14 protein-coding genes are annotated in these 20247 nt (G+C 56.5%); 6 read left to right on the plus strand and 8 right to left on the minus strand.

Features of this window, described 5'->3' with window-relative positions:
- Positions 1-9 precede the first annotated feature (9 nt).
- From argC to pmbA, 5 genes are all read right to left on the minus strand, one after another.
- The gene (gene argC, locus JYG33_RS10250) at positions 10-1074 is read right to left on the minus strand and encodes an N-acetyl-gamma-glutamyl-phosphate reductase (protein WP_207872178.1); all 1065 of its coding nucleotides are present in this window, start codon (positions 1072-1074) and stop codon (positions 10-12) included.
- A gap of 160 nt (positions 1075-1234) precedes the next feature.
- Positions 1235-1627, minus strand: coding sequence for a 30S ribosomal protein S9 (gene rpsI, locus JYG33_RS10255; protein ID WP_189392419.1), 393 nt, complete (start codon positions 1625-1627; stop codon positions 1235-1237).
- Positions 1628-1636: 9 nt separating this feature from the next.
- Positions 1637-2065 carry a 50S ribosomal protein L13 gene (gene rplM, locus JYG33_RS10260; RefSeq protein ID WP_094197715.1) on the minus strand — a complete coding sequence of 143 codons (429 nt, stop codon included), beginning with the start codon at positions 2063-2065 and terminating at the stop codon, positions 1637-1639.
- Positions 2066-2394: 329 nt separating this feature from the next.
- Complete coding sequence (locus tag JYG33_RS10265) at positions 2395-3498, minus strand: TRAP transporter substrate-binding protein (protein WP_207872179.1); 1104 nt, start codon at positions 3496-3498, stop codon at positions 2395-2397.
- Between the two features lie 283 nt (positions 3499-3781).
- The gene (gene pmbA / locus JYG33_RS10270) at positions 3782-5149 is read right to left on the minus strand and encodes a metalloprotease PmbA (protein WP_207872180.1); all 1368 of its coding nucleotides are present in this window, start codon (positions 5147-5149) and stop codon (positions 3782-3784) included.
- A gap of 67 nt (positions 5150-5216) precedes the next feature.
- Between pmbA and yjgA the strand changes: the two genes are divergently transcribed.
- Together yjgA and JYG33_RS10280 are read left to right on the plus strand one after the other, a co-directional pair.
- A complete protein-coding gene (yjgA, locus tag JYG33_RS10275) occupies positions 5217-5771 on the plus strand; it encodes a ribosome biogenesis factor YjgA (protein WP_207872181.1) in 555 nt (184 codons plus the stop codon).
- Positions 5768-6436, plus strand: a complete 669-nt coding sequence (locus JYG33_RS10280; RefSeq protein ID WP_207872182.1) for an alpha/beta hydrolase — start codon at positions 5768-5770, stop codon at positions 6434-6436. Before yjgA ends, JYG33_RS10280 begins: the two co-directional genes overlap by 4 nt.
- Before the next feature lie 69 nt (positions 6437-6505).
- Here the strand turns inward: JYG33_RS10280 and JYG33_RS10285 are convergent, their stop codons facing one another.
- Both JYG33_RS10285 and JYG33_RS10290 read right to left on the minus strand, forming a co-directional pair.
- On the minus strand, positions 6506-8584 hold the full coding sequence (locus JYG33_RS10285) for a CocE/NonD family hydrolase (protein WP_243430144.1): 2079 nt from the start codon (positions 8582-8584) through the stop codon (positions 6506-6508).
- Positions 8585-8770: 186 nt separating this feature from the next.
- On the minus strand, positions 8771-11242 hold the full coding sequence (locus tag JYG33_RS10290; protein ID WP_207872183.1) for a GNAT family N-acetyltransferase: 2472 nt from the start codon (positions 11240-11242) through the stop codon (positions 8771-8773).
- A gap of 749 nt (positions 11243-11991) precedes the next feature.
- Here JYG33_RS10290 and mgtA point away from each other — a divergent pair.
- The 4 genes from mgtA to gltX all read left to right on the plus strand — a co-directional run bounded on the left by mgtA (position 11992) and on the right by gltX (position 18056).
- Positions 11992-14694, plus strand: a complete 2703-nt coding sequence (gene mgtA / locus JYG33_RS10295; protein ID WP_207872184.1) for a magnesium-translocating P-type ATPase — start codon at positions 11992-11994, stop codon at positions 14692-14694.
- Positions 14695-14824: 130 nt separating this feature from the next.
- Positions 14825-15904 (plus strand): ATP-binding protein, encoded by a 1080-nt coding sequence (locus tag JYG33_RS10300; protein WP_207872185.1) that lies wholly within the window; start codon positions 14825-14827, stop codon positions 15902-15904.
- Positions 15901-16542 carry a response regulator gene (locus tag JYG33_RS10305; RefSeq protein WP_207872186.1) on the plus strand — a complete coding sequence of 214 codons (642 nt, stop codon included), beginning with the start codon at positions 15901-15903 and terminating at the stop codon, positions 16540-16542. The genes JYG33_RS10300 and JYG33_RS10305 overlap by 4 nt, the downstream gene beginning before the upstream one ends.
- A gap of 104 nt (positions 16543-16646) precedes the next feature.
- Entirely contained in the window at positions 16647-18056 is a 1410-nt protein-coding gene (gene gltX, locus JYG33_RS10310; RefSeq protein WP_207872187.1) for a glutamate--tRNA ligase, read from the plus strand.
- Positions 18057-18853: 797 nt separating this feature from the next.
- Here the strand turns inward: gltX and JYG33_RS10315 are convergent.
- A complete protein-coding gene (locus JYG33_RS10315) occupies positions 18854-20245 on the minus strand; it encodes an amidohydrolase (RefSeq protein WP_207872188.1) in 1392 nt (463 codons plus the stop codon).
- Positions 20246-20247 lie beyond the last annotated feature (2 nt).

Consider the following 20247-nt stretch of genomic DNA (forward strand, 5'->3'; position numbering starts at 1 on the left):
AAGTTCCCTTTAAGGCAAAATAGCAACGTGATTCAAACCTGTTTGCTCTGGCAGACCAAACAAGATGTTCATATTCTGCACAGCCTGGCCCGAAGCACCTTTAACCAGATTGTCCTGCACCACCAGAATGATCAGTTGGTCGCCATTACCGGGGCGTTGCACGGAAATACGCAACTGGTTGGAAGCACGTACCGAGCGGGTTTCTGGCAAAGTACCGGCAGGCAGAACGTCCACAAAGGTTTCCTGAGCGTAGCGCTGCTCGTACAACGCCTGGAAGTCTGTATCCATGGCTTCGGGCTTGATGCGCGCGTAGATCGTGGAGAACATGCCGCGAATCATGGGCACCAAGTGAGGCACAAAGGTCAGACCGACCGGGCCGCCTGCCAAGCGCTGCAACTGCTCCACAATTTCTGGATGGTGACGGTGCCCCGACACGCCGTAGGCCTTGAAGTTGTCGCTGGCCTCGGCAAACAGATTGGGAACCGAAGCCCCTTTACCGGCACCGGACACACCCGATTTGCAGTCTGCAATCAGATGCTGGGTATCAACCAGCGCTTTACCGCCTTCCAGCAAGGGAGCCAGGCCCAGCAACACGGTGGTGGGGTAGCAACCAGGGTTACCAATTACCTTGGCTTGGGCAATTTTGTCGCGCAGCAGCTCGGGCAAACCGTAAGCCGATTGGCTCAGGATATCCGGGCATGAGTGCTCCATCTTGTACCACTTCTGGAATACGTCCGTATCTTGCAGACGAAAGTCGGCAGCCAGGTCAATAACGCACACGCCTGCTTCCAGCAGACGCTCAACCTGGCTCATGGCTACGCCATGCGGAGTGGCAAAGAACACCACATCGCACTGTTCCAGATTCGCGTTTTCTGGGGTAGAGAACTTCAGGTTCACATGGCCACGCAAGTTCGGATACATATCCGACACTGGCACGCCGTCCTCTTTACGCGAGGTAATGGCGACCAGCTCAACCTGGGGGTGCTGACTTAACAGACGCAGCAACTCGACCCCGGTGTAACCTGTACCGCCGACAATCCCTACCTTGATCCGGGTATCGCTATGTGTAGCCATGAACTTTCCTGAAAGAGAGACGAGCAAAAAATTCTATCTTAACGTAGTCCTGCCTGTTCTCAAGTACCAGACCGAGCAAAGCAGGACAAATGTAGCCAGCAAACAAAAACCCCGGACAAGTCCGGGGTTTTTGAGCACCATAAACAGGTCGCGAGGCGAATTAACGCTTGCTGAACTGTTTGCGGCGACGTGCTTTGTGGAGACCGACTTTCTTACGCTCAACAGCACGAGCGTCACGAGTCACCAAGCCAGCTTGTTTCAGTTCTGTCTTCAGTGTTGCATCGTAGTCGATCAGAGCGCGGGTGATGCCGTGACGGGCAGCACCGGCTTGGCCGCTTTCGCCGCCGCCATGCACGTTGATCTTGATGTCGAACGATTCAACATGGTTGGTCAGCACCAGTGGCTGACGCACAATCATGCGACCCGTTTCGCGAGCAAAGTATTCGTCAACAGGCTTGCCGTTGACTACGATTTGGCCCGAACCCTTCTTGATGAAGACACGAGCAACGGAGGTCTTGCGACGGCCCGTACCGTAATTCCAGTTACCGATCATGACCTATCCTTAGATGTCCAGAGTTTTAGGCTGTTGAGCACTATGAGGATGCTCGGCACCAGCGTAAACCTTCAGTTTCTTGGCCATGGCGTAGCCCAGAGGGCCCTTAGGCAACATACCCTTGACGGCCTTTTCAACGGCACGGCCAGGGAAGCGCTCTTGCATGGTTTGGAAGTTGGTTTCGTAAATACCGCCTGGGTAATTCGAGTGACGATAGTACTTCTTATCCTGCGCTTTGTTACCGGTCACGGCAATGTCAGCAGCGTTGATGATAATGATGTAATCGCCGGTATCAACGTGAGGGGTGTATTCGGGTTTGTGCTTACCACGCAAACGGCGTGCGACTTCGCTGGCCACACGACCAAGGACTTTGCCTTTAGCGTCAATCACAAACCAGTCACGTTTGACTTCAAGCGGCTTGGCCACGAAGGTCTTCATGATGGTTCCTAAATATTAAAATTCTGGGTCAAAGCAACATGCTTGGCCCATACAATCCACCCGCTTTTACAAGCTGGGCAGCTCCATTCAGCCCTGCCAAGACGTTATATTCCGCCCGTGCATTTCTGCCAAATAGCTCGCCATAATAACATAAATAGTGGATAACACTAGGGTTTCGTGTGAAAACACGGGCTTTTTGCCACATCCAGCCCCCTTCTCATAGAGGGAAAGCGCATTAAAAACCCCTGCCTTCCAATTGGAAAACAGGGGTTGATAAGACTGGCCGTCGAACCGGAACAGATTGCTCTGCCCGATCCAAGCTACGGGGATCAGCCTTTTTTCTGGTTTGCCAGAGCAATGCCCAGGTAGTTGTCGTAGGAACCTTCAGCGACACGGAACCAAGGCACGATCGCGTCACGGAAGCCCATGTAGTCGTCGTGAATCTTCTTGAACATAGGATCCTTGTCGCAGAATTCCTTGTACAGAATGTTGGAAGTCTTGAAGGACTCGTCCATCACGTCGCGCGGGAAGGCTTTCAATACAGCACCGCTGGCAATCAGACGACGCAAAGCGGCGGGGCTTTGAGCATCGTACTGGGAGATCATGCGCTCGCCTGCGGCACGCGAAGCAATTTCAATCAAGGACTGATATTGCTTGGGCAGTGCTTTGAACGCAGCATCGTTCACGTACAAGGACACTTGGGCCGAACCTTCCCACCAACCGGGGTAGTAGTAGTATTTGGCCACTTTCTGGAAGCCCAGCTTCTCGTCGTCCACAGGACCCACGAATTCCACGGCGTCCAGCGTACCTTTTTCCAGCGAAGGATAAATATCGCCTGGTGGCACTTGCTGAGGCACCACGCCCATGCGGGCCAGCACTTCACCGGCAAAACCGGCTGTACGCATCTTCAGACCTTTCAGATCTTCCAGGGAATTGATTTCCTTGCGGTACCAACCACCCATCTGGGTGCCGGTGTTACCGAACGCAAAGTTGACGATGTTACGAGTCGCGAACAGTTCACGCAGCAGCTTGGTGCCGTTACCTTCCTGCATCCAGGCATTCATCTGACGCGCGTTCAGGCCGAAAGGCACTGCCGTGTCGAAGCTGAAAGAAGGATCTTTACCGTAGTAGTAATAGGAAGCTGTCTGACCACACTCCACCGTGCCGTTGCTGACCGCATCCATCACGCCAAAACCAGGAACGATTTCACCAGCAGGGTACAGACGGATGTTGAAGTTGCCGTCCGAGGCCTCTTCCACCATCTTGCAAAACGCCTGGGCTGTAGAAAACAGAGCCGGGGTAGCGGGACCGTAAGTCGATGTCAGCTTCCAATTAACCTTGGGATTGCTTTGGGCAATAGCAGGAGCAGCAATAGCGGCAGTGCTGGCGACGGCGCCAAGACCTGCCTTTTTCAGAAACGAGCGACGCTGCATGAATAACCTCCTTGTGGGTATTCGACGATAATTGGGAAATATTTTTATGCTATGGATAGTACACTGGCGCGCCCCGAATGGGGGGCTGGGAAAGCCCGGATTATCCCGCAAATCAGGCCCTATCTTGTCGGCTCCTTGATCTGGAACACCTGAGCGGCGCCCCATAGAAAACGGCCTGAGCAGGAAGCAACTCCGAACTCAGACCGTCATCCTCTGGTTTCTGGCAGCCCGCTTGCCTATGACAAGGCATGGCGGGCTGACCCGGTATTCCAGACAGCCGGGATCAGGAACCGGCCACCGACATCTGCTCGATCAGGATGGAACCCGTACGCTTGGAGCCCGCCGCAAAGGTATCGGCACCTACCGCCACAATCTGCGCGAACATCTCGGCCAGATTACCGGCAATCGTGATCTCTTCCACAGCGTGCTGAATACGGCCGTTTTCCACCCAATAGCCAAAAGCACCACGCGAGTAATCGCCTGTCAGGTAATTGATACCCTGGCCGATCAGCTCGGTAACCAGCAAACCACGGCCCATTTTCTTGAGCATGGCCTCCAGATCGTCCTCGGGACGAGTCAGACGTGAGCTGAGCAGCAGATTATGCGAGCCTCCCGCATTTCCTGTGGAAGGCATGCCCAGCTTGCGGCCGGCATAGGAGGACAGGAAGTAGCCTTTCAGCTCTCCGCCACGCACCACATCACGATCACTGGTACGCACCCCTTCCGAGTCAAACGGAGCACTACCCATGGCAGCGGCCAGATGCGGGCGCTCCAGCACATCAATGTGCTTGGCCATGACAGATTTACCCAGGGAATCCAGCAAGAAACTGGTTTTGCGATACAGCGCCGAGCCGCTGGTGGCCTGCACCAGGGCACCGATCAGGCCCACAGCCAGCGGGGCCTCGAACAAGACCGGATAGCGGCCAGTAGGAATACGTCGTGCCGACAGGCGCGACAAGGTGCGTTCAGCCGAATAGCGCCCCACCGACTCCGGGCTGGCTAAACGGGAAGGGTCGCGCGAGCTGCTGTACCAGTAATCACGGTGCATATTGTCGCCCTTGCCTGCAATCGGGCTGACACTGAGCGAGTGACGGCTATATGGGTAGCCACCCAAGAAGCCGCGGCTATTACCCATCACAAAATGCCCTTCCAGCGTATCTACCGATGCGCCTTCGGAATTGCTGATCAGCGGGCTCAATTCCAGCGCAGCCTGCTCGGCACGAATCGCCAGCTTGGCCGCCTGGTCAGCATCCAGCATCCAGGGGTGATGCAAGTGCAGATCGGGATAGCTTTGGGCCAGCATGTCTTTTTCAGGCAAACCGGCAAAAGGATCTTCGGCGGTATAGCGGGCAATATGCCAGGCAGCCTCCACCGTTTCACGCAAGGCTTTGACGGAAAAATCCGACGTCGAGGCCGAACCACTGCGCTGACCGGCAAACACGGTCACACCCAAGGAGCGGTCTTGCGTCTGCTCTACCGTTTCCAGTTCAAGCTGGCGCACGGAGACCGCCAAACCTTTGTTTTCAGAAATATCGACGGCCGCATCACTGGCGCCCAGTTTTTTGGCATGCCGCAGCGCTTCATCCACCAATTCGCAAAACTGGAACTGATTGGCGCTGATCGACAATTGAGAAATAGTTGGTTGACTCATTGCTACTCTTTGAGGGTTAGGCGGTTATCATAGCCAATTGGCGACAATCTTTGCTATTTCACTTCTTATGTCCCGTCCACGCACTGAAATCGATGAAAACGGTTACGACCGCCCCAGCAAATCGCAGGTAAAACGCGAGATGCACGCTCTGCTTGATCTAGGCAAACGCCTGATCGAGCTCTCGGACGACCGACTCAAACAACTTGATCTGGGTGAGCCTTTGATGGCCGCCATCAAGGATGCCAAGCGCATCAGCCCGACGGCCCGCGAAGGTCGCCGCCGTCAAATCCACTATGTGGGCAAGCTGATGCGCAATGTGGAACCGGAACCGATCCTGAAACAACTGGATGTCTGGGAAAACGGCTCCAAGGAAGACACCCGTGCCATGCACAGGCTGGAAGCTCTGCGCGACCTGTTGTTGCGTGATGACGACGCTCTGACCGAATTCATGAATGAATTTTCCGGCGCCGATATCCAGCAGTTGCGCACCCTGATTCGTGCTGCACGCAAAGAAGCGGAGAAAAATTCCACACTGGTACAAGGCCAGGACCCACAGCGCAAGCATTACCGTGCCCTGTATCAGTACATCAAGACCTTGGTAGATCTTTCGGAGTCCGCATGAACCCTCTGCTTGAGTCGATTGAGATTGAAACCGGTGCCAATCCCCAGCACGCCGTTATCTGGCTGCATGGTCTGGGTGCCGATGGCCACGATTTTGCCCCTATAGTGCCCGAACTGGGCCTGCAAGATGCCCCCGCCATCCGTTTCATTTTCCCGCACGCCCCCATCCAGCCCGTCACGATTAACGGCGGCATGGCCATGCGTTCCTGGTACGACATTTATGTTGCCGATCTGGTGCGTCACGAGGACGAAAGCGGCCTGCGTCAATCGCAGATCGAGGTGCAGAATCTGATCGCCCGCGAGAACGCCCGTGGCATCCCGACAGAAAACATTGTGCTGGCCGGCTTTTCGCAAGGCTGCGCCATGACGCTGCAAACCGGCTTGCGCTTGCCCGAACGTCTGGCAGGCATGCTCTGTCTGTCCGGTTATCTGCCCCTGGCCGCTGCGGTAGCCAAGGAGCGCCACCCGGCCAATCAGGACACACCCATTTTCATGGCTCATGGCAGTATGGACCCGGTGGTGCCTCTGACCCGCGCAGAAGCCAGCCGTCAGCAGTTGGAAGCCATGGGCTATCAGGTGCAATGGAATGTGTATCCCATGCCCCACGCCGTCTGCCCGGAAGAAATCACGGCCATTGGCCAGTTCTTCAAGCAAGTACTGCGCTAAGTTCGCCACACACAAAAAAACGCCGCTGTGATTACAGCGGCGTTTTTTTTGGTTCTGGCCCGTACAGACTTACTGATAGACCCGTGCAATACGGTCCTGCCACGTCTTTTCCCGGACCAAAACACCGTCCTGTTTCAGTACCCGAGTGAAGGTGAGGTAGAAATAGGATTCATCAGACTCGATCCTGGCCTGGGCCGACAAATCTATTTCCCTCCCCTGAATGGTAAAGACATTGCGCCGATCACCCTGATAACGCGCCTTGGCGGGCGTAGCATCGTTGACCTCCCAGCGATACATCTCCTCGGACCGGTACAAATTGTCATGCAGGACCCAGCTAAGCTCATTGCTGGTCGTAAAAATCGAATCGCCCGTCTCTTCGTTGCGGACACTGCTGAATACAGGGCCGTCGCCATCAATAGTGCGACCAAAAGGAGCCGCTTCGCTAGCCTGGGGTGGCGACATCACGCAAGCCTGCGTACCCTGCTGCCGTACCGGCACCACGGGCAAATCCACCCACGTATCGGAGCCCACGAACAGACTGGTCACACCGGGCGTAGGACTAGGCCAAACCATGGGGAACTGCGCATTGCTTACAGCCAAACGAATACGATGCCCCGGTTTGAAGCGCCACGTAGTGAAATGAATGGAGGTCTCCAGCTTGGTCGCCTCACCTGGCACCAAGGCTTGGGGTTCCAGGCGCGAAACACGCTGAGAGGGGTTGATAATTGCTCCGCTGACCAAAGACACCTGACCATCCGGGGCCACATCTTCCAGCCGCACCGTCCATTGATAAAAAGGTGCATCAGCCGCGACCTTCAGGCGCACCTTGGGCATGCCCATGATTTCCATGGCCTCGGCCAAGGGTGCCGAGTCATAGACCAGGCTATGAGCATCGTCGGCAGACATATCCCCCGTCTGTTCACCCCACCAGCCACCACCCGCCAAGCCCGCTCCTGCCTTGTACTGCAAAGTCCGAGCCAAACCCGAGGCAGGTGAGATAGACTCCAGTTGAGGCCCAGCTTGAGGATGCAGGCGTTGAGTCCTCGCACCGTCTACCGGCCATTGCGGATCACAGCGCCAATAGCCGGGCACGGTTTTCAGGTCTGTTGCAGGTGCATGACCCGTGCGCATGAAGGCCATCCGGCGGGGTTCATCCAGCACCCCGGTATCTATGCCTTTGAGCCAGTAGTCCCACCAGCGCACCGCCTTCTCGCGCCACTCATAATTGGGACCTGGTGCTCCATACTCCGGCCAGGCGTGATTCCAGGGGCCCATTTCCACAATCACAGGCGCCTTGGAGGTCCGACTGACATCCAGAGCGAAGTCACGGTAACCATCCAGCAAGCCCCCGATCAAATAAGCCGGAACTTCCAAAGGCTGTTTTTTGAAGGCCAGGGACTCGGCGCGCCAGAACTCGCCATCCTGCTGTTGGCGCAGCCAGGTGAAGATCCAGGGCTCGCGATCAAAACGGTTCTTGAAGTATTCCTCATCAATCCTATATTCCGGGCTCTGCGGCATGGCATTGTCGGTATCGATCTGGTGCGCATAGGAGTCAATATGCAAGGCACCATCAATGTAGTGAACATCGTTGTAGAACAGATCGGTGGAGCCGTGCGCCGCAATAATGGCCTTGAGCGCAGGCGGCTTTCTGTGCGCCGTCATCAAGGAATTGAACGCGCTCCAGGACAAGCCATACATGCCCACCTTGCCATTGGACCAGCTCTTGCGGGACAACTGATCAATCAGCTCCTCAGCATCGGCAATCTCGGCGGACGAATACTCACTGACGGGGACAGGGCCAGTGCTGCCTCCGGTACCACGCACATCGACCCGAGCCAGCACATAGCCTCGCTTGGCAAAATAAGAACCGTAGTCGTAGTCACCCAGAGCGAAAAAATCGTCCTTGCGATAAGGCAGCATTTCCAGGATGACCGGGAAGGTTTCCCCTGCTGTTCTGGCTGATGGCCGATAGTAAGTTACCGCCAGCCGCACACCGTCCCTCATCTCCAGGCTGTCCTGCTCCATGGAAAACTCGTAGTGGGCCTTGTCTGATGTCACCGCAGTCTGTCCAGAGCAGCCTAACAGACCACCCACCAAGAACAAGCTGAACACCCATCGTTGCAAAACAGCCAGATTCAATCGCATCATTGTGTCCCCGGTATATGGCGCCAGCGGTGGCAGACACCATCTATTGATGCGGCGGCAGTCAGCGCTCCAGCGCCGACCTGCCTGCCATCACGACCGCATCATAGTCTCGCCACCGTTGAGTGAATCGGGACATCAAGAAACAATTAAACGCTTACTTCCCTGCAGAACCAGCTAAACCGCCCGCCTTTAATCTGAACGACGTGTCTCGCCCAGATCCAGCCAGACACGGCGCATGCTGGGATCCTCAGGGTCAGCATCATTCTGGAAACCCAAGCGCTTCATCAAGGCTTGCATGGGGGCATTGGAAGCCAGCACATAACCGTCTATATAGGTCAGCCCCTGCTCGGCGGCTGCCTGAATCAGGGCTTCCATCAAGGTGAACCCAAGACCACGCCGCTGCCAGGCATCCCCAATCACCAGGGCATACTCCGCCCCCCGGCCATCGCCATTACGCAGATAGTGGGCAAAGCCAATAATCTCGTCACGCGGATGGTTACGGTTGTCGGGATTAGGCGAGCGCACCGTCGCGATCAGCGCCAGCTCCCGGTCGTAGTCGATTCGGGTATAGCGGGACAACATGCGTGGTGTCAGTTCGCGCAGCATGGACACAAAGCGCATATAACGGCTTTCATCCGACAGGCCGCGCATGAAGGCTTGCAGCGCCTCGGCATCTTCCGGGCGGATAGGTCGCAAGGTCCAGCGCTGATCATCCTTGAACTGACGCCGCTCGATCAGATGACGCGGGTAAGGGTGAATCGCCATGTGACGATAGCCTGCCGTTTCGGGCAGCACCAGCATGGACTGCTTGCTCAGGGAAATGGAAATGCTCTTGATGTACAGGCTGTTTTCACCCGCCATGATCGGGTCCAGAACGACACGACGTACGCCGGGCAGCTCGCTCATCAAGTCCGACAAACGCTCCAGCACCTGCAGAAGTTGCGTCAGCACCAAGGGCGTCAACTGCGAGGACAAGCTCTTGCGCCACAGCGGACTACGCTCAACCAACTGACGCGCCAAATAACGGTTCAGCGGTGGCAGCTCGACCGCCGGATAGGAAGAGGACAACCAATCCGCATGGTCTGCCCCGCCAAACACGGCATAGGGCCCGAGCTTGTCGTCCGTCTCGAAACGCAGACCCATGGCTGGAACGTCGGGATCCGGTTGACCCTGATCGTGGGTGACACGCAGATCCACCACAGGCACGTGAAAGTAGCGCAGCAGATCTCGACACTCCTGCTCGCTGGCCTCGCGCCGTTCGCTTTGAATCTGACGTACCAGTTCGCGGGCCGGTTCCACTTCGGGCAAGGTTCCCAGCGGCAAGGGCGGCAAAGTTTGCTGCGACAAATGCTGGTTGTAGTGATAGCGGGCCAGCAGATCAAAGGCGTTGGCAGCCGTATCCGGAGTACGGAAAGCGGGGGTTCCTACCCCGTCCAGCAAATGACGCAAAGGCCGCATATCCGCATCACCAATCAGACACGTGATGATGGGTTTACGGGCACTGGCCGATAGCATGGCCAGCTCTCGTGAGACCGCAGGCATATCGGCCAAGGGATCAGGGGTCAGCAAGACCAGTACCCCGTCGATATCCTTGTCATCCAGCAAGGTGGAGATAACCGAATCGATACGCATGGGCGTCAGCGGCACATAGGTCACCACCGGGTTTTGTACCTGATCACCAGGAGCCAGCAGATTATCCAGCGCACGTTGGGTCGAAGCAGACAGCTCCGGGCAAGTCACCGCCGCATCCGAGCCCAATACATCCAAAGCCATCTGCGCTGCGCCATTGCCATTGGAGAACAAGGCAATACGCCGCCCTTTGGGACGACGGGTATAGACCAGCACTTTCAAGGCCGAAAACAACTGCACAAAATAACGAATGCGCACCGCGCCTACACGTCGCATCAAGGCATTGAACACCGCCTCGTGGGCCTCGCCCTGCTGACGCTGACCACCTACCTTCAAAACCACCACGGGCTTGACGGCTGCCACCGCGTGCAAAGCACTGGTAAAACGACGCGAGGCCGGTGTGTGTTCCAGATACAGCGCGATACTGTCAGTACGCGGGTCCATTGCCAGATATTCCAGCACCTCGGGCACATCAATGACGGCCTCATCCCCGACCGACACAATGGCGGAAAAACCCAAACTGACATCATCCGCCCAGTCCATCAAGGCCGAGGTAATCGAGCGCGACTGGGATACCAAGGCCACTCGCCCCGCCAAGGCCATTTGTGGCTCATGGCTAAGGTTGATACCCATATGTGGCCGCTGTATGCCGAACGCACGCGGCCCCAGCACCAGGCAATTATTGATACGCGCCCAGGAGCGTGCATACACCATGTCTTCCATGGGATCGCGGGAGGCCAGGTTCGAGGGCAACAGCAGCACCACGCGCGGCTTGTGTACCCGGATGGCATCCAGAGCCTGCGGCAAACGCACCGGCTCAATACACACCAGCGCCAAATCCAGGCGCTGGGTATCGGTCAAGCCTTCCAGACGGTCTGGCACCAGAACCTGCGTGGCCGTAATGCGCGCCTGGGTGATCCGTCCAGCCAGCCGAGCTGGCATATCCTTGATCAGCGGCAAGGGTAATGTGGAAACGACCAACACCGAACGGGGCTCAAACAATGCTGTCAGACGATGCCTTAGGGCTGCCATGATTGTTCCGCCATAAGAAGATCACGCACCAAAATAATGAATCCCCCATCTTAAGCACAGCCGCCCACAAATAAAAGGGACTTGGCTGGCTATCTCTGTCTTGCATCATCTGCCCGCTTTTTATCCTGCCGCAGGCCATTCATATACTTTCGTATAAACCCCATACGCCAATGCCTGGGCAAAAACGGCGCAAAGCCAGTCGCAAAGCCGCTTGCAGACCGTAAAATAACATCCGTTCGGAAAGCAGGACCTTTCGTTCTCTCTGACAGGAAAAACACACACTATGTCCAGCGACGACAGTCGAAGAAAGATGCTGCACAGGCTCCTCAGACACCACTGATCCACCGGGTCGTCTGCTGAAGTGGCTTGCGCAGCACGACCAGGAGCCACCCATGCACCGCATTATTCATACTGGACCGATCCGGGTCTTTGCGCCTTGCCGATCGCCACTTGCTACACCGTGCCATACCGAGCGCACTGTCCCCAGCCATCGCCCCGCTCTTGCCTGGCGTATCAACACGGCCAGTCGCAAACCAGAAATCCACTGGGTTGCAGACAGTGAAAAACCACCCTCAGCGCGAGTGTGGCGCTGCACCTTGCCCAGCCACTAAGCGCTGGCCTGACGCTGACTAAATAAATCCGCTTGTTCTTACCTTTAGTTTGCCGACCCTGAAACAGGTCGGCAGGACCTGCTGCGTCCGCCTTCAAGGACGGACAGCATTGTCACGCCTGTACCCCAGGAGCATTACATGAGCATTCAACAACACCGTCCGCCACTGCGCTCAGTGGATCACGACGCCAAGCTGCGCACGGCCACCGAAACCGGGCTTAGCCTGGAGACGACCCTGGCCTCTGTACAAGCCAATCTGAACGGCCTGACCGACGCCGAGGCCTTGAGCCGCCTGACCGAATACGGTCCCAACGAGGTCGCCCGGGACAAGCCTGCCCACGCCCTGATTCAGTTGGCCCTGGCCTTCAAAAACCCCTTTATTGCGGTCTTGATGGTGCTGGCCGCTGTCAGCGCCGTCACCGACATTATTTTGCCCATGCGCTCGGGCGAAGAAGTGGATTACACCGGCGTGCTGATCATTGTGATCATGGTCACACTCAGCGGCCTGCTGCGTTTCTGGCAGGAATACCGTTCCGGCAAAGCCGCCCAGGCACTGAAAGCCATGGTACGCACCACGGCCAGCGTGCAACGCCGCTCCACAGTATCCAGCTCCACCGTCATGCGCGAAATTCCCATGAGCCAGATCGTGCCCGGTGATATCGTGCGTCTGTCGGCAGGCGACATGATCCCGGCTGATCTGCGCCTGATTGAATCCCGCGATTTGTTCGTCAGCCAGGCCGCCCTGACTGGGGAAGCACTGCCGGTTGAAAAATACGATGTCTTCAGTGCTGTCAGCAGTAAAAGTGCCACCGCCTCCAGTGATCAGGCTGGGGTACTGGAACAAAACAATATGTGCTTTATGGGCACCAATGTGGTCAGCGGTACAGCCACGGCGGTCGTTATCGCCACGGGCTCCAAAACCTACTTTGGTTCGCTGGCCAAAGCCATTGTCGGCTCACGCGCTGAAACGTCGTTTGACCGGGGCGTGAATAGTGTCAGTTGGCTGCTGATTCGCTTCATGCTGGTCATGGTGCCTATCGTGCTGCTGATCAACGGTTTTTCCAAAGGCGACTGGACGGAAGCCTTCCTGTTCGCACTGGCTGTCGCCGTGGGCCTGACCCCCGAAATGCTGCCCATGATTGTGTCCTCCAACCTGGCCAAAGGCGCGGTGGCCATGGCCAAGAACAAGGTGGTGGTCAAACGCCTGAACGCCATTCAGAACTTTGGTGCGATGGATGTGCTGTGTACCGACAAGACCGGCACCCTGACACAAGACCGCATTATTCTGGAACACCACCTGGGCCTGGATGATCGCAATAGCCCACGCATTCTGGAATTGGCCTTGCTAAACAGCCTGCATCAAAGCGGTGTCAAAAACCTGATGGATCAGGCTGTGCTGCGCTTTGCAGAAAAAACACCGTCTGCCCGCCAGGCCATTGGCTCTTACCGCAAGATTGACGAGCTGCCTTTTGACTTTGTGCGTCGTCGCCTGTCGGTTGTCGTACAAGACACGCAGGGCGAACAGTTGATGGTGTGCAAAGGTGCGGTGGAAGAAATGCTCAGCATTGCCACCCACGTACAGGACGGTGATCAGCGCTTGCCTCTGGATACCGAGCAACGCGCCCGTCTGCTGAAAATGGCTTACCGCTACAACTCGGACGGCTTCCGTGTCTTGCTGATTGCCACTCGCTCCATTTCTGTTGAACAGGCCAAGAGCCGCTACGAAGCCCAGGACGAGCGCGAGATGACCGTGCAAGGTTTGCTGACCTTCCTGGACCCACCTAAAGAAAGTGCCGCCCAAGCCATTGCCGCCCTGACCGAGCACGGTGTAGCTGTAAAAGTGCTGACTGGCGATAACGAAATCATCACCGCGAAAATCTGCCGTGAAGTGGGTCTGGAACCTGGCAAGCCTTTGCTCGGCCCTGAGATCGAACTGATGCAAGAACCCGATCTGCGTTGCGCGGTCGAACGTCACTCGGTTTTTGCCAAGCTCACTCCACTGCAAAAATCGCGTGTTCTGAAAGCCTTGCAGGCCAATGGTCACACCGTCGGTTTTCTGGGTGATGGCATCAACGACGCCCCCGCCCTGCGCGATGCTGACGTCGGCATTTCGGTTGATAGCGGCACGGATATTGCCAAGGAATCGGCAGACATCATCTTGCTGGAAAAGAACCTGCTGGTGCTGGAAGAAGGCGTGATCAAAGGCCGCGAGACCTTTGGCAACATCATCAAGTACCTGAACATGACGGCCAGCTCCAACTTTGGCAATGTGTTCTCGGTACTGGTGGCCAGTGCTTTCATCCCCTTCCTGCCCATGTTGGCCATCCACTTGCTGATTCAAAACCTGCTCTACGATATCTCCCAACTGGCTTTGCCCTGGGACCGCATGGACAAGGACTTTCTGCGCAAACCCCGTAAATGGGACGCCAAGAATATTGGCCGCTTCATGATCTGGATTGGCCCAACCTCATCTATTTTCGACATCAGTACCTTTGTCTTGATGTGGTACGTATTTGGCGCCAATACGCCTGAACTGCAATCGCTATTCCAGTCCGGCTGGTTCATCGAAGGCTTGCTCTCGCAGACCCTGGTGGTTCACATGCTGCGCACGCAAAAGATCCCCTTCATTCAAAGCACGGCCGCCCTGCCTGTCATGCTGATGACCTTGCTGATTGCCGCTGTGGGTATTTACCTGCCCTTCTCCGGTGTGGGCGCCATGGTGGGTCTGCAACCACTGCCTTGGGAATACTTCCCCTGGTTGGTCGGCACCTTGCTGGCCTACTGCCTGGTCGCACAGGGTATGAAAATGCTGTACATCCGCCGCTTTGGTCAGTGGTTCTAAGTCTGACAGGCCTGGACTCCCGGCGCTCCTTTCGGGGGTCCGGGCCTTGAAGCACGTTCTTAAAGAACCGCGGGTATATGATGGCCACACTACAGACTCAAGCCTGCAGCCTGGTCCATACATGAAAGACATGAAAGCACCCCTTCACTTCCTATCGAGCAAAACGTACCGAGCCCTGGCCTTGACCGGCATTTGTATTTTGATGGCGCTGGTCTTCATTGCCGATACCGTCACTAACTACGCTATCGCTGCCGCGGTGTTCCATACCCCGCTGCTGCTGATAGCGATTCGTTTTTTATCGGCCCGGCAGGTTATTGCGCTAACCAGCATCAGCATGGTGCTGACCGTTGTCAGCTTTGTGCTGACTCGATCGGGTGACTACGATGTGGGGCTGGTCAATACCGGCATCAGCATTATTGCGATTGCCATCACCTCGTATCTAGGACTGAAGCTCAAGTCCGTGCAGGCAGCCGCTCATGAAACACGCGAGCACTTGCTGCGTCTGTCCCGTTTGACGACTCTGGGGCAGCTCAGCACCTCGATTGCTCACGAAGTCAGCCAGCCTTTGGCTGCCATCAATAGCAGTGCGGGTGCGTGTCAGCGCTGGCTGGAAGCCTCGCCGCCTAATGTAGAAAAAGCGCAAGCGGCCGCCCAGCGGATTGTGTACGACGCTCAGCGCGCTAAAGATGTACTTGACCGGGTACGCAGCATTACCCGTAACGAAGCCCCTACCAGCAGCGCTTTTGATCTGAACCAGGCTTTGACGGAACTGCTGGGCCTGTCCGGTGGCGAGATGCGACGTCAGCATATTGATCTGCGCCTGGCCTTGCAGTCCGATCTGCCCCAGGTCTATGCCGACCGGGTCCAGATTCAGCAGGTCATGGCAAATTTGCTGCTCAATGCCATCGAAGCCTTGTCGCCGCCTTCGGACTACCATGCGGCTCACATCACCATAGAAACCAGCCTCTTGCCGGGCGACAAGCCGCAAGCCAACAAGGTGCTGTTTTCCATTAAAGACAATGGCCCTGGCTTGTCGGGTACGCAGTTGTCGCAGTTGTTTGATACCTTCTGGACCACCAAGGCCAGCGGGCTGGGGCTGGGTTTGACCATCAGCCGCACAATTATCGATGCCAATAACGGCCATATCTGGGCCACTGACCAATCCGATGGCGGTGCTGCCTTTCATTTCACCTTACCTTTGGCGCCATGACAGACAATCCGGATTCCTCTCTGAACACGCCCACGGTCTACATCATTGATGATGACCCTTCCGTTCGCGCCGCCCTGGACGATTTATTGGCCAGCGTGGGCTTGAACGCACTTAGCTTTGCCTCTACGCGGGACTTTCTGGCGCACCCTCTATCCGACGCGCCAGCCTGTCTAGTGCTGGATGTACGCATGCCTGAACAAAGCGGCACGGACTTTCATTTGCAGATGGAGTCGCGCGGGCTGCATATGCCAGTCATCTTTATTACCGGGCATGGCGATATTCATATGGCGGTCAAGGCCATCAAGCATGGGGCCTGGGATTTTTTGACCAAGCCGTTTGTGGATCAGGCCCTGATTGATGCGGTGCAGTCGGCTCTGGCAGCCGATGCGCAGCGCAAGGAAGAAGCCAGAACCCGACTGACCTTGCAGCAGCGTTGGGACAGTCTGAACGCGGGCGAGCGTGATGTATTCATGCGTGTAGTGCAGGGTTTGCTGAACAAGCAGATTGCTGCCGAGCTGGATGTGAAGGAAGTAACCGTCAAGGTTCGTCGCGCCCGTGTGATGCAGAAAATGCAGGCCGGTTCGCTGGCGGAACTGGTGCGCCAGTTCGATCAACTGAATACAGAAACGGGGCATTAGGACACTTCTGCGCCGCCATTCTTTCCTAGTTGGCGGGCTGAGTTAAAATACGCAGATTCGGTCCCGTATCCGGGCGTCCCCAAGGTCAAGGCCACACACAAGTTATGAGCACGTCTACTTCCAACGTCATTCGCACCCGTTTTGCCCCCTCTCCCACTGGGTATCTGCACCTGGGCGGTGCGCGCACGGCACTGTTTTCCTGGGCTTTTGCCCGTCATCATCAAGGCACTTTTGTGCTGCGTATTGAAGACACGGATCTGGAGCGCTCCACCCCCGAGGCGGTGCAGGGCATTCTGGATGGCATGCAGTGGTTGGGTCTGGATGCGGATGAAGGTCCGTTCTACCAGATGCAGCGTATGGATCGTTACCGCGAAGTCATCGCCCAGTTGCTGAAGGACGGCCATGCCTACTACTGCTACAGCAGCCCCGAGGAAGTGGAAGCCATGCGCGAGAAGGCGCGTGTTCAGGGTTTGAAGCCTCGTTATGACGGCACCTGGCGTCCTGAGGCTGGCAAGGAATTGCCTGCCATCCCGGCTGACCGCACGCCTGTGGTTCGTTTCAAGAGCCCGCAGTCCGGCGCAACGAGCTGGGACGATATGGTGAAGGGCCGCATCAGCTTTGATAACAGCGAGCTGGACGATCTGGTGATTGCGCGTCCTGACGGCACCCCTACGTACAACTTCTGCGTGGTGGTGGACGATTGGGACATGGCCATCACTCATGTGATTCGTGGTGATGACCACGTGAACAACACGCCGCGTCAGATTGTGATCTTGCAGGCCTTGGGTGCTACCTTGCCCGAGTACGGTCATGTCCCCATGATTCTGGGCCCTGATGGCGAGAAGCTGTCCAAGCGCCATGGCGCGGTCAGCATCATGGATTACGACAAGGACGGTTATCTGCCTGAAGCCATGATCAATTATCTGGCTCGTTTGGGCTGGAGTCACGGTGATGACGAGCTGTTCACCCGCGAGCAGTTGGTGGAATGGTTTGATACCCGCAGTCTGAGCAAATCTGCTTCGCAATGGGACCCCAAGAAGTTGAACTGGGTGAATGCGCATTACATCAAGGCCAGCGACAATGCGGATCTGGCCGAGCGTGTGGCTCCGCGTATTGAGGCTTTGGGTGGCAAGACGGATGGTCAGGATTTGCCCGGCATCATGGGCTTGCTGAAAGACCGCGCCGAGACCTTGAATCAGTTGGCTGAAGGTGCTTTGCTGTTCTGCCGTCCTTTCGAGCCTGCCAGTGATGAGCTGATGGCCGAGGTCTTGACGCCGGAAGCGCGTGTTTTGTTGCGGGACTTTGCCAGCAAGGCGATTAGCTTGCCACAGTGGAATACGGAGAATCTGGCTGCGTTGATCAAGCAGGTTCTGGCGGATCACGAGGTCAAGATGCCCAAGTTGGCTATTCCTTTGCGGGTGGCGGTGACGGGGCAGAAGCAGACACCTGCGGTGGATGCTGTGCTGGCTTTGGTTGGGCGCGATAAGGTATTGGGGCGTTTGGCTGGGCTCTAAGAGGGTTAGCTAATTGCTTGAAGGGCATCTCATTCGAGATGCCCTTTTTGTTTTGTGCTTTGTTTTGTCCTGCAGAGTACTGGTTTGATCAGTGTTGGTTCTAATATCTTGTTGCGGCTTGAAGCAGCCTATTTAAAGCGTGGGGTTTGAGTGAGAACGGTTGGACACCATTAGGGGCTTGGTACCGCCTCTGGATTGAAGGAAGGCGTTCTGAAGACGTCGTTCGAGTGGGGGGGGCTCCGGCTGGGCTGATAGCTTGCCGGTGCTGTGCACCGGTGCCCTTGTCGAGTGATTGCTACGGGCGCGACCTGAACTCGCCCCGCCAGAGCACCACCCACTCGAACGACTCAGAATTACTTCAGATTCCAGAGACTGTTTAAAAAGGAACTCTTTTGGGTTGGATGACAATTCTCGAAGCTGGAAGCTGGGCTCGTTTGGGAAGCCGAAGAGGTCGGAGGGAAAAGCAAAATTTAAAACCAATTTCTGCTGCTTTGGCTTCATCTGAGTGGAGCACTACCACCACAAACAACAACAAACGACACACGACAAACGACAAACAACCCAGCTACTCAAAAAGTTATGACTCTGGAAAGAGTCATTAGTGACACTCTCACTAAAGGACGGGATCAAGATAGAGGCTAGCTCTATCTTTAGGAGTATCAGTTTCTCTTCACTATGTGTGGTCTAACTATATTGACCCCCAGACCCATAAAACAAAGGCCGAGGGGGTTTACCCCTCGGCCTTTGGCCCTCCTCCCCTTCTACTCTTTTATGTCAGCTTTTTTCTTATCCGCTTTTTATGCTGGCATCAGGCCCACTGGTTTCAGGACTCCCAGGCGGGTAATCAAGGCGGTGCAATGTTCTCTTGCTTTGGCCACGACTTCTTGTTTGGAGACGCATTGGCTTTCACCGTTTTTGTAGATGACTTGGCCGTTCACGATGGTCATGGTGACGTCCCGGCCGCTGGCACAGTAGACCAGGCTGGCAACCACGTCGAAACAGGGGCTCAGGTGGGGTTGGTCCAGGTTGACCAGCGCCATGTCGGCCAGTTTGCCTTCGCTCAGTTGGCCTGCTTCTATGCCCAGCATTTCTGCGCCGCCTCGGGTGGCCAACCAGAAGGCGTCCTGGGCGTTGCTGGCTTGTGGATCCAGGCGTGCCAGGCGTTGGACGTAGACGGCTTGGCGCATGATCTGGAACAGGTCGACCTGGTGGCCTGCGGCTCCGTCAGCGCCTAGGCCTATGCGCACTCCGGCTTCCAGCAGCTCTTTTAAGCGGATGGGACCAGAGGCCAGGTATTCGTTGGACATGGGGTTGTGGGCGATGCTGCATCCGGCGCGGCCTGCGCGTTCGATTTCGTCGTCGTCCATCCAGATGGCATGGGCAAATCCTGCTCGTTCATCCAGCCAGCCTTGTTCGTCCAGCCAGCGGAAAGGGCGTGCGCCGTAGGCTTTCTGGAAGATGTCCGGGTCTACGGGTGCTTCTGAACAGTGGGTTTGCCAGCGTACGTCGAATTTGCGGGCCATCTCGGCGGAGCCTATGACCAGGTCCAGGTCGTTGTAGATAATGTTGATGGGCGATGGCCAGATTTGCACGCGGCCTTGCTGCCAGTTGCTCAGGCATTCGTGCATGGTATCCAGCTCGTGTTTCACGCTATGGCGAAACAGGGTGTCCTGCAATCCGTTGTCGCGGGCGACGGGTGTGAAGGGGCCGAACATGCCACGGGCCACGATGCCGCGCAGGCCGGTGTCTTGCAATGCCTGGGCAACAGCAAGGGTGGTTTCCGGGTCTGCGGGAGCGTAGTGGTTGTCCAGCACGGTGGTCACGCCAGAGGAAGCAGCTTCAAGCGCACCCAGGCGTACGGCGGCCAGCGCTTCTTGCGGACGGATATCGGCAGCGAGTGGCAGCATGAACTCACCCAGCCATTGCCACAGGGCCATGCCGTCACCCAGGCCACGTCCGGCCAGTTGAAACAGGTGGTTATGCGTATCAATCAGACCGGGAATCAGGGCCTGCATGGGGGCATGAATGGTTTTTTTGCCCTGCCAGTGTTGCATGTCCTGGGCCTCGCCCACGGCACAGATTCTGTCACCACGGATGGCGACGACGCCGTTTTCGATCACCTCGTTCTGATCGTTCATGGTGACCACTTTGCCTGCGTGAATCACGATGTCGCATAGTTGGCTTGTCATTG

The organism is Alcaligenes sp. SORT26, assembly GCF_017377875.1.
Taxonomy (GTDB): Bacteria; Pseudomonadota; Gammaproteobacteria; order Burkholderiales; family Burkholderiaceae_B; genus Alcaligenes; species Alcaligenes parafaecalis.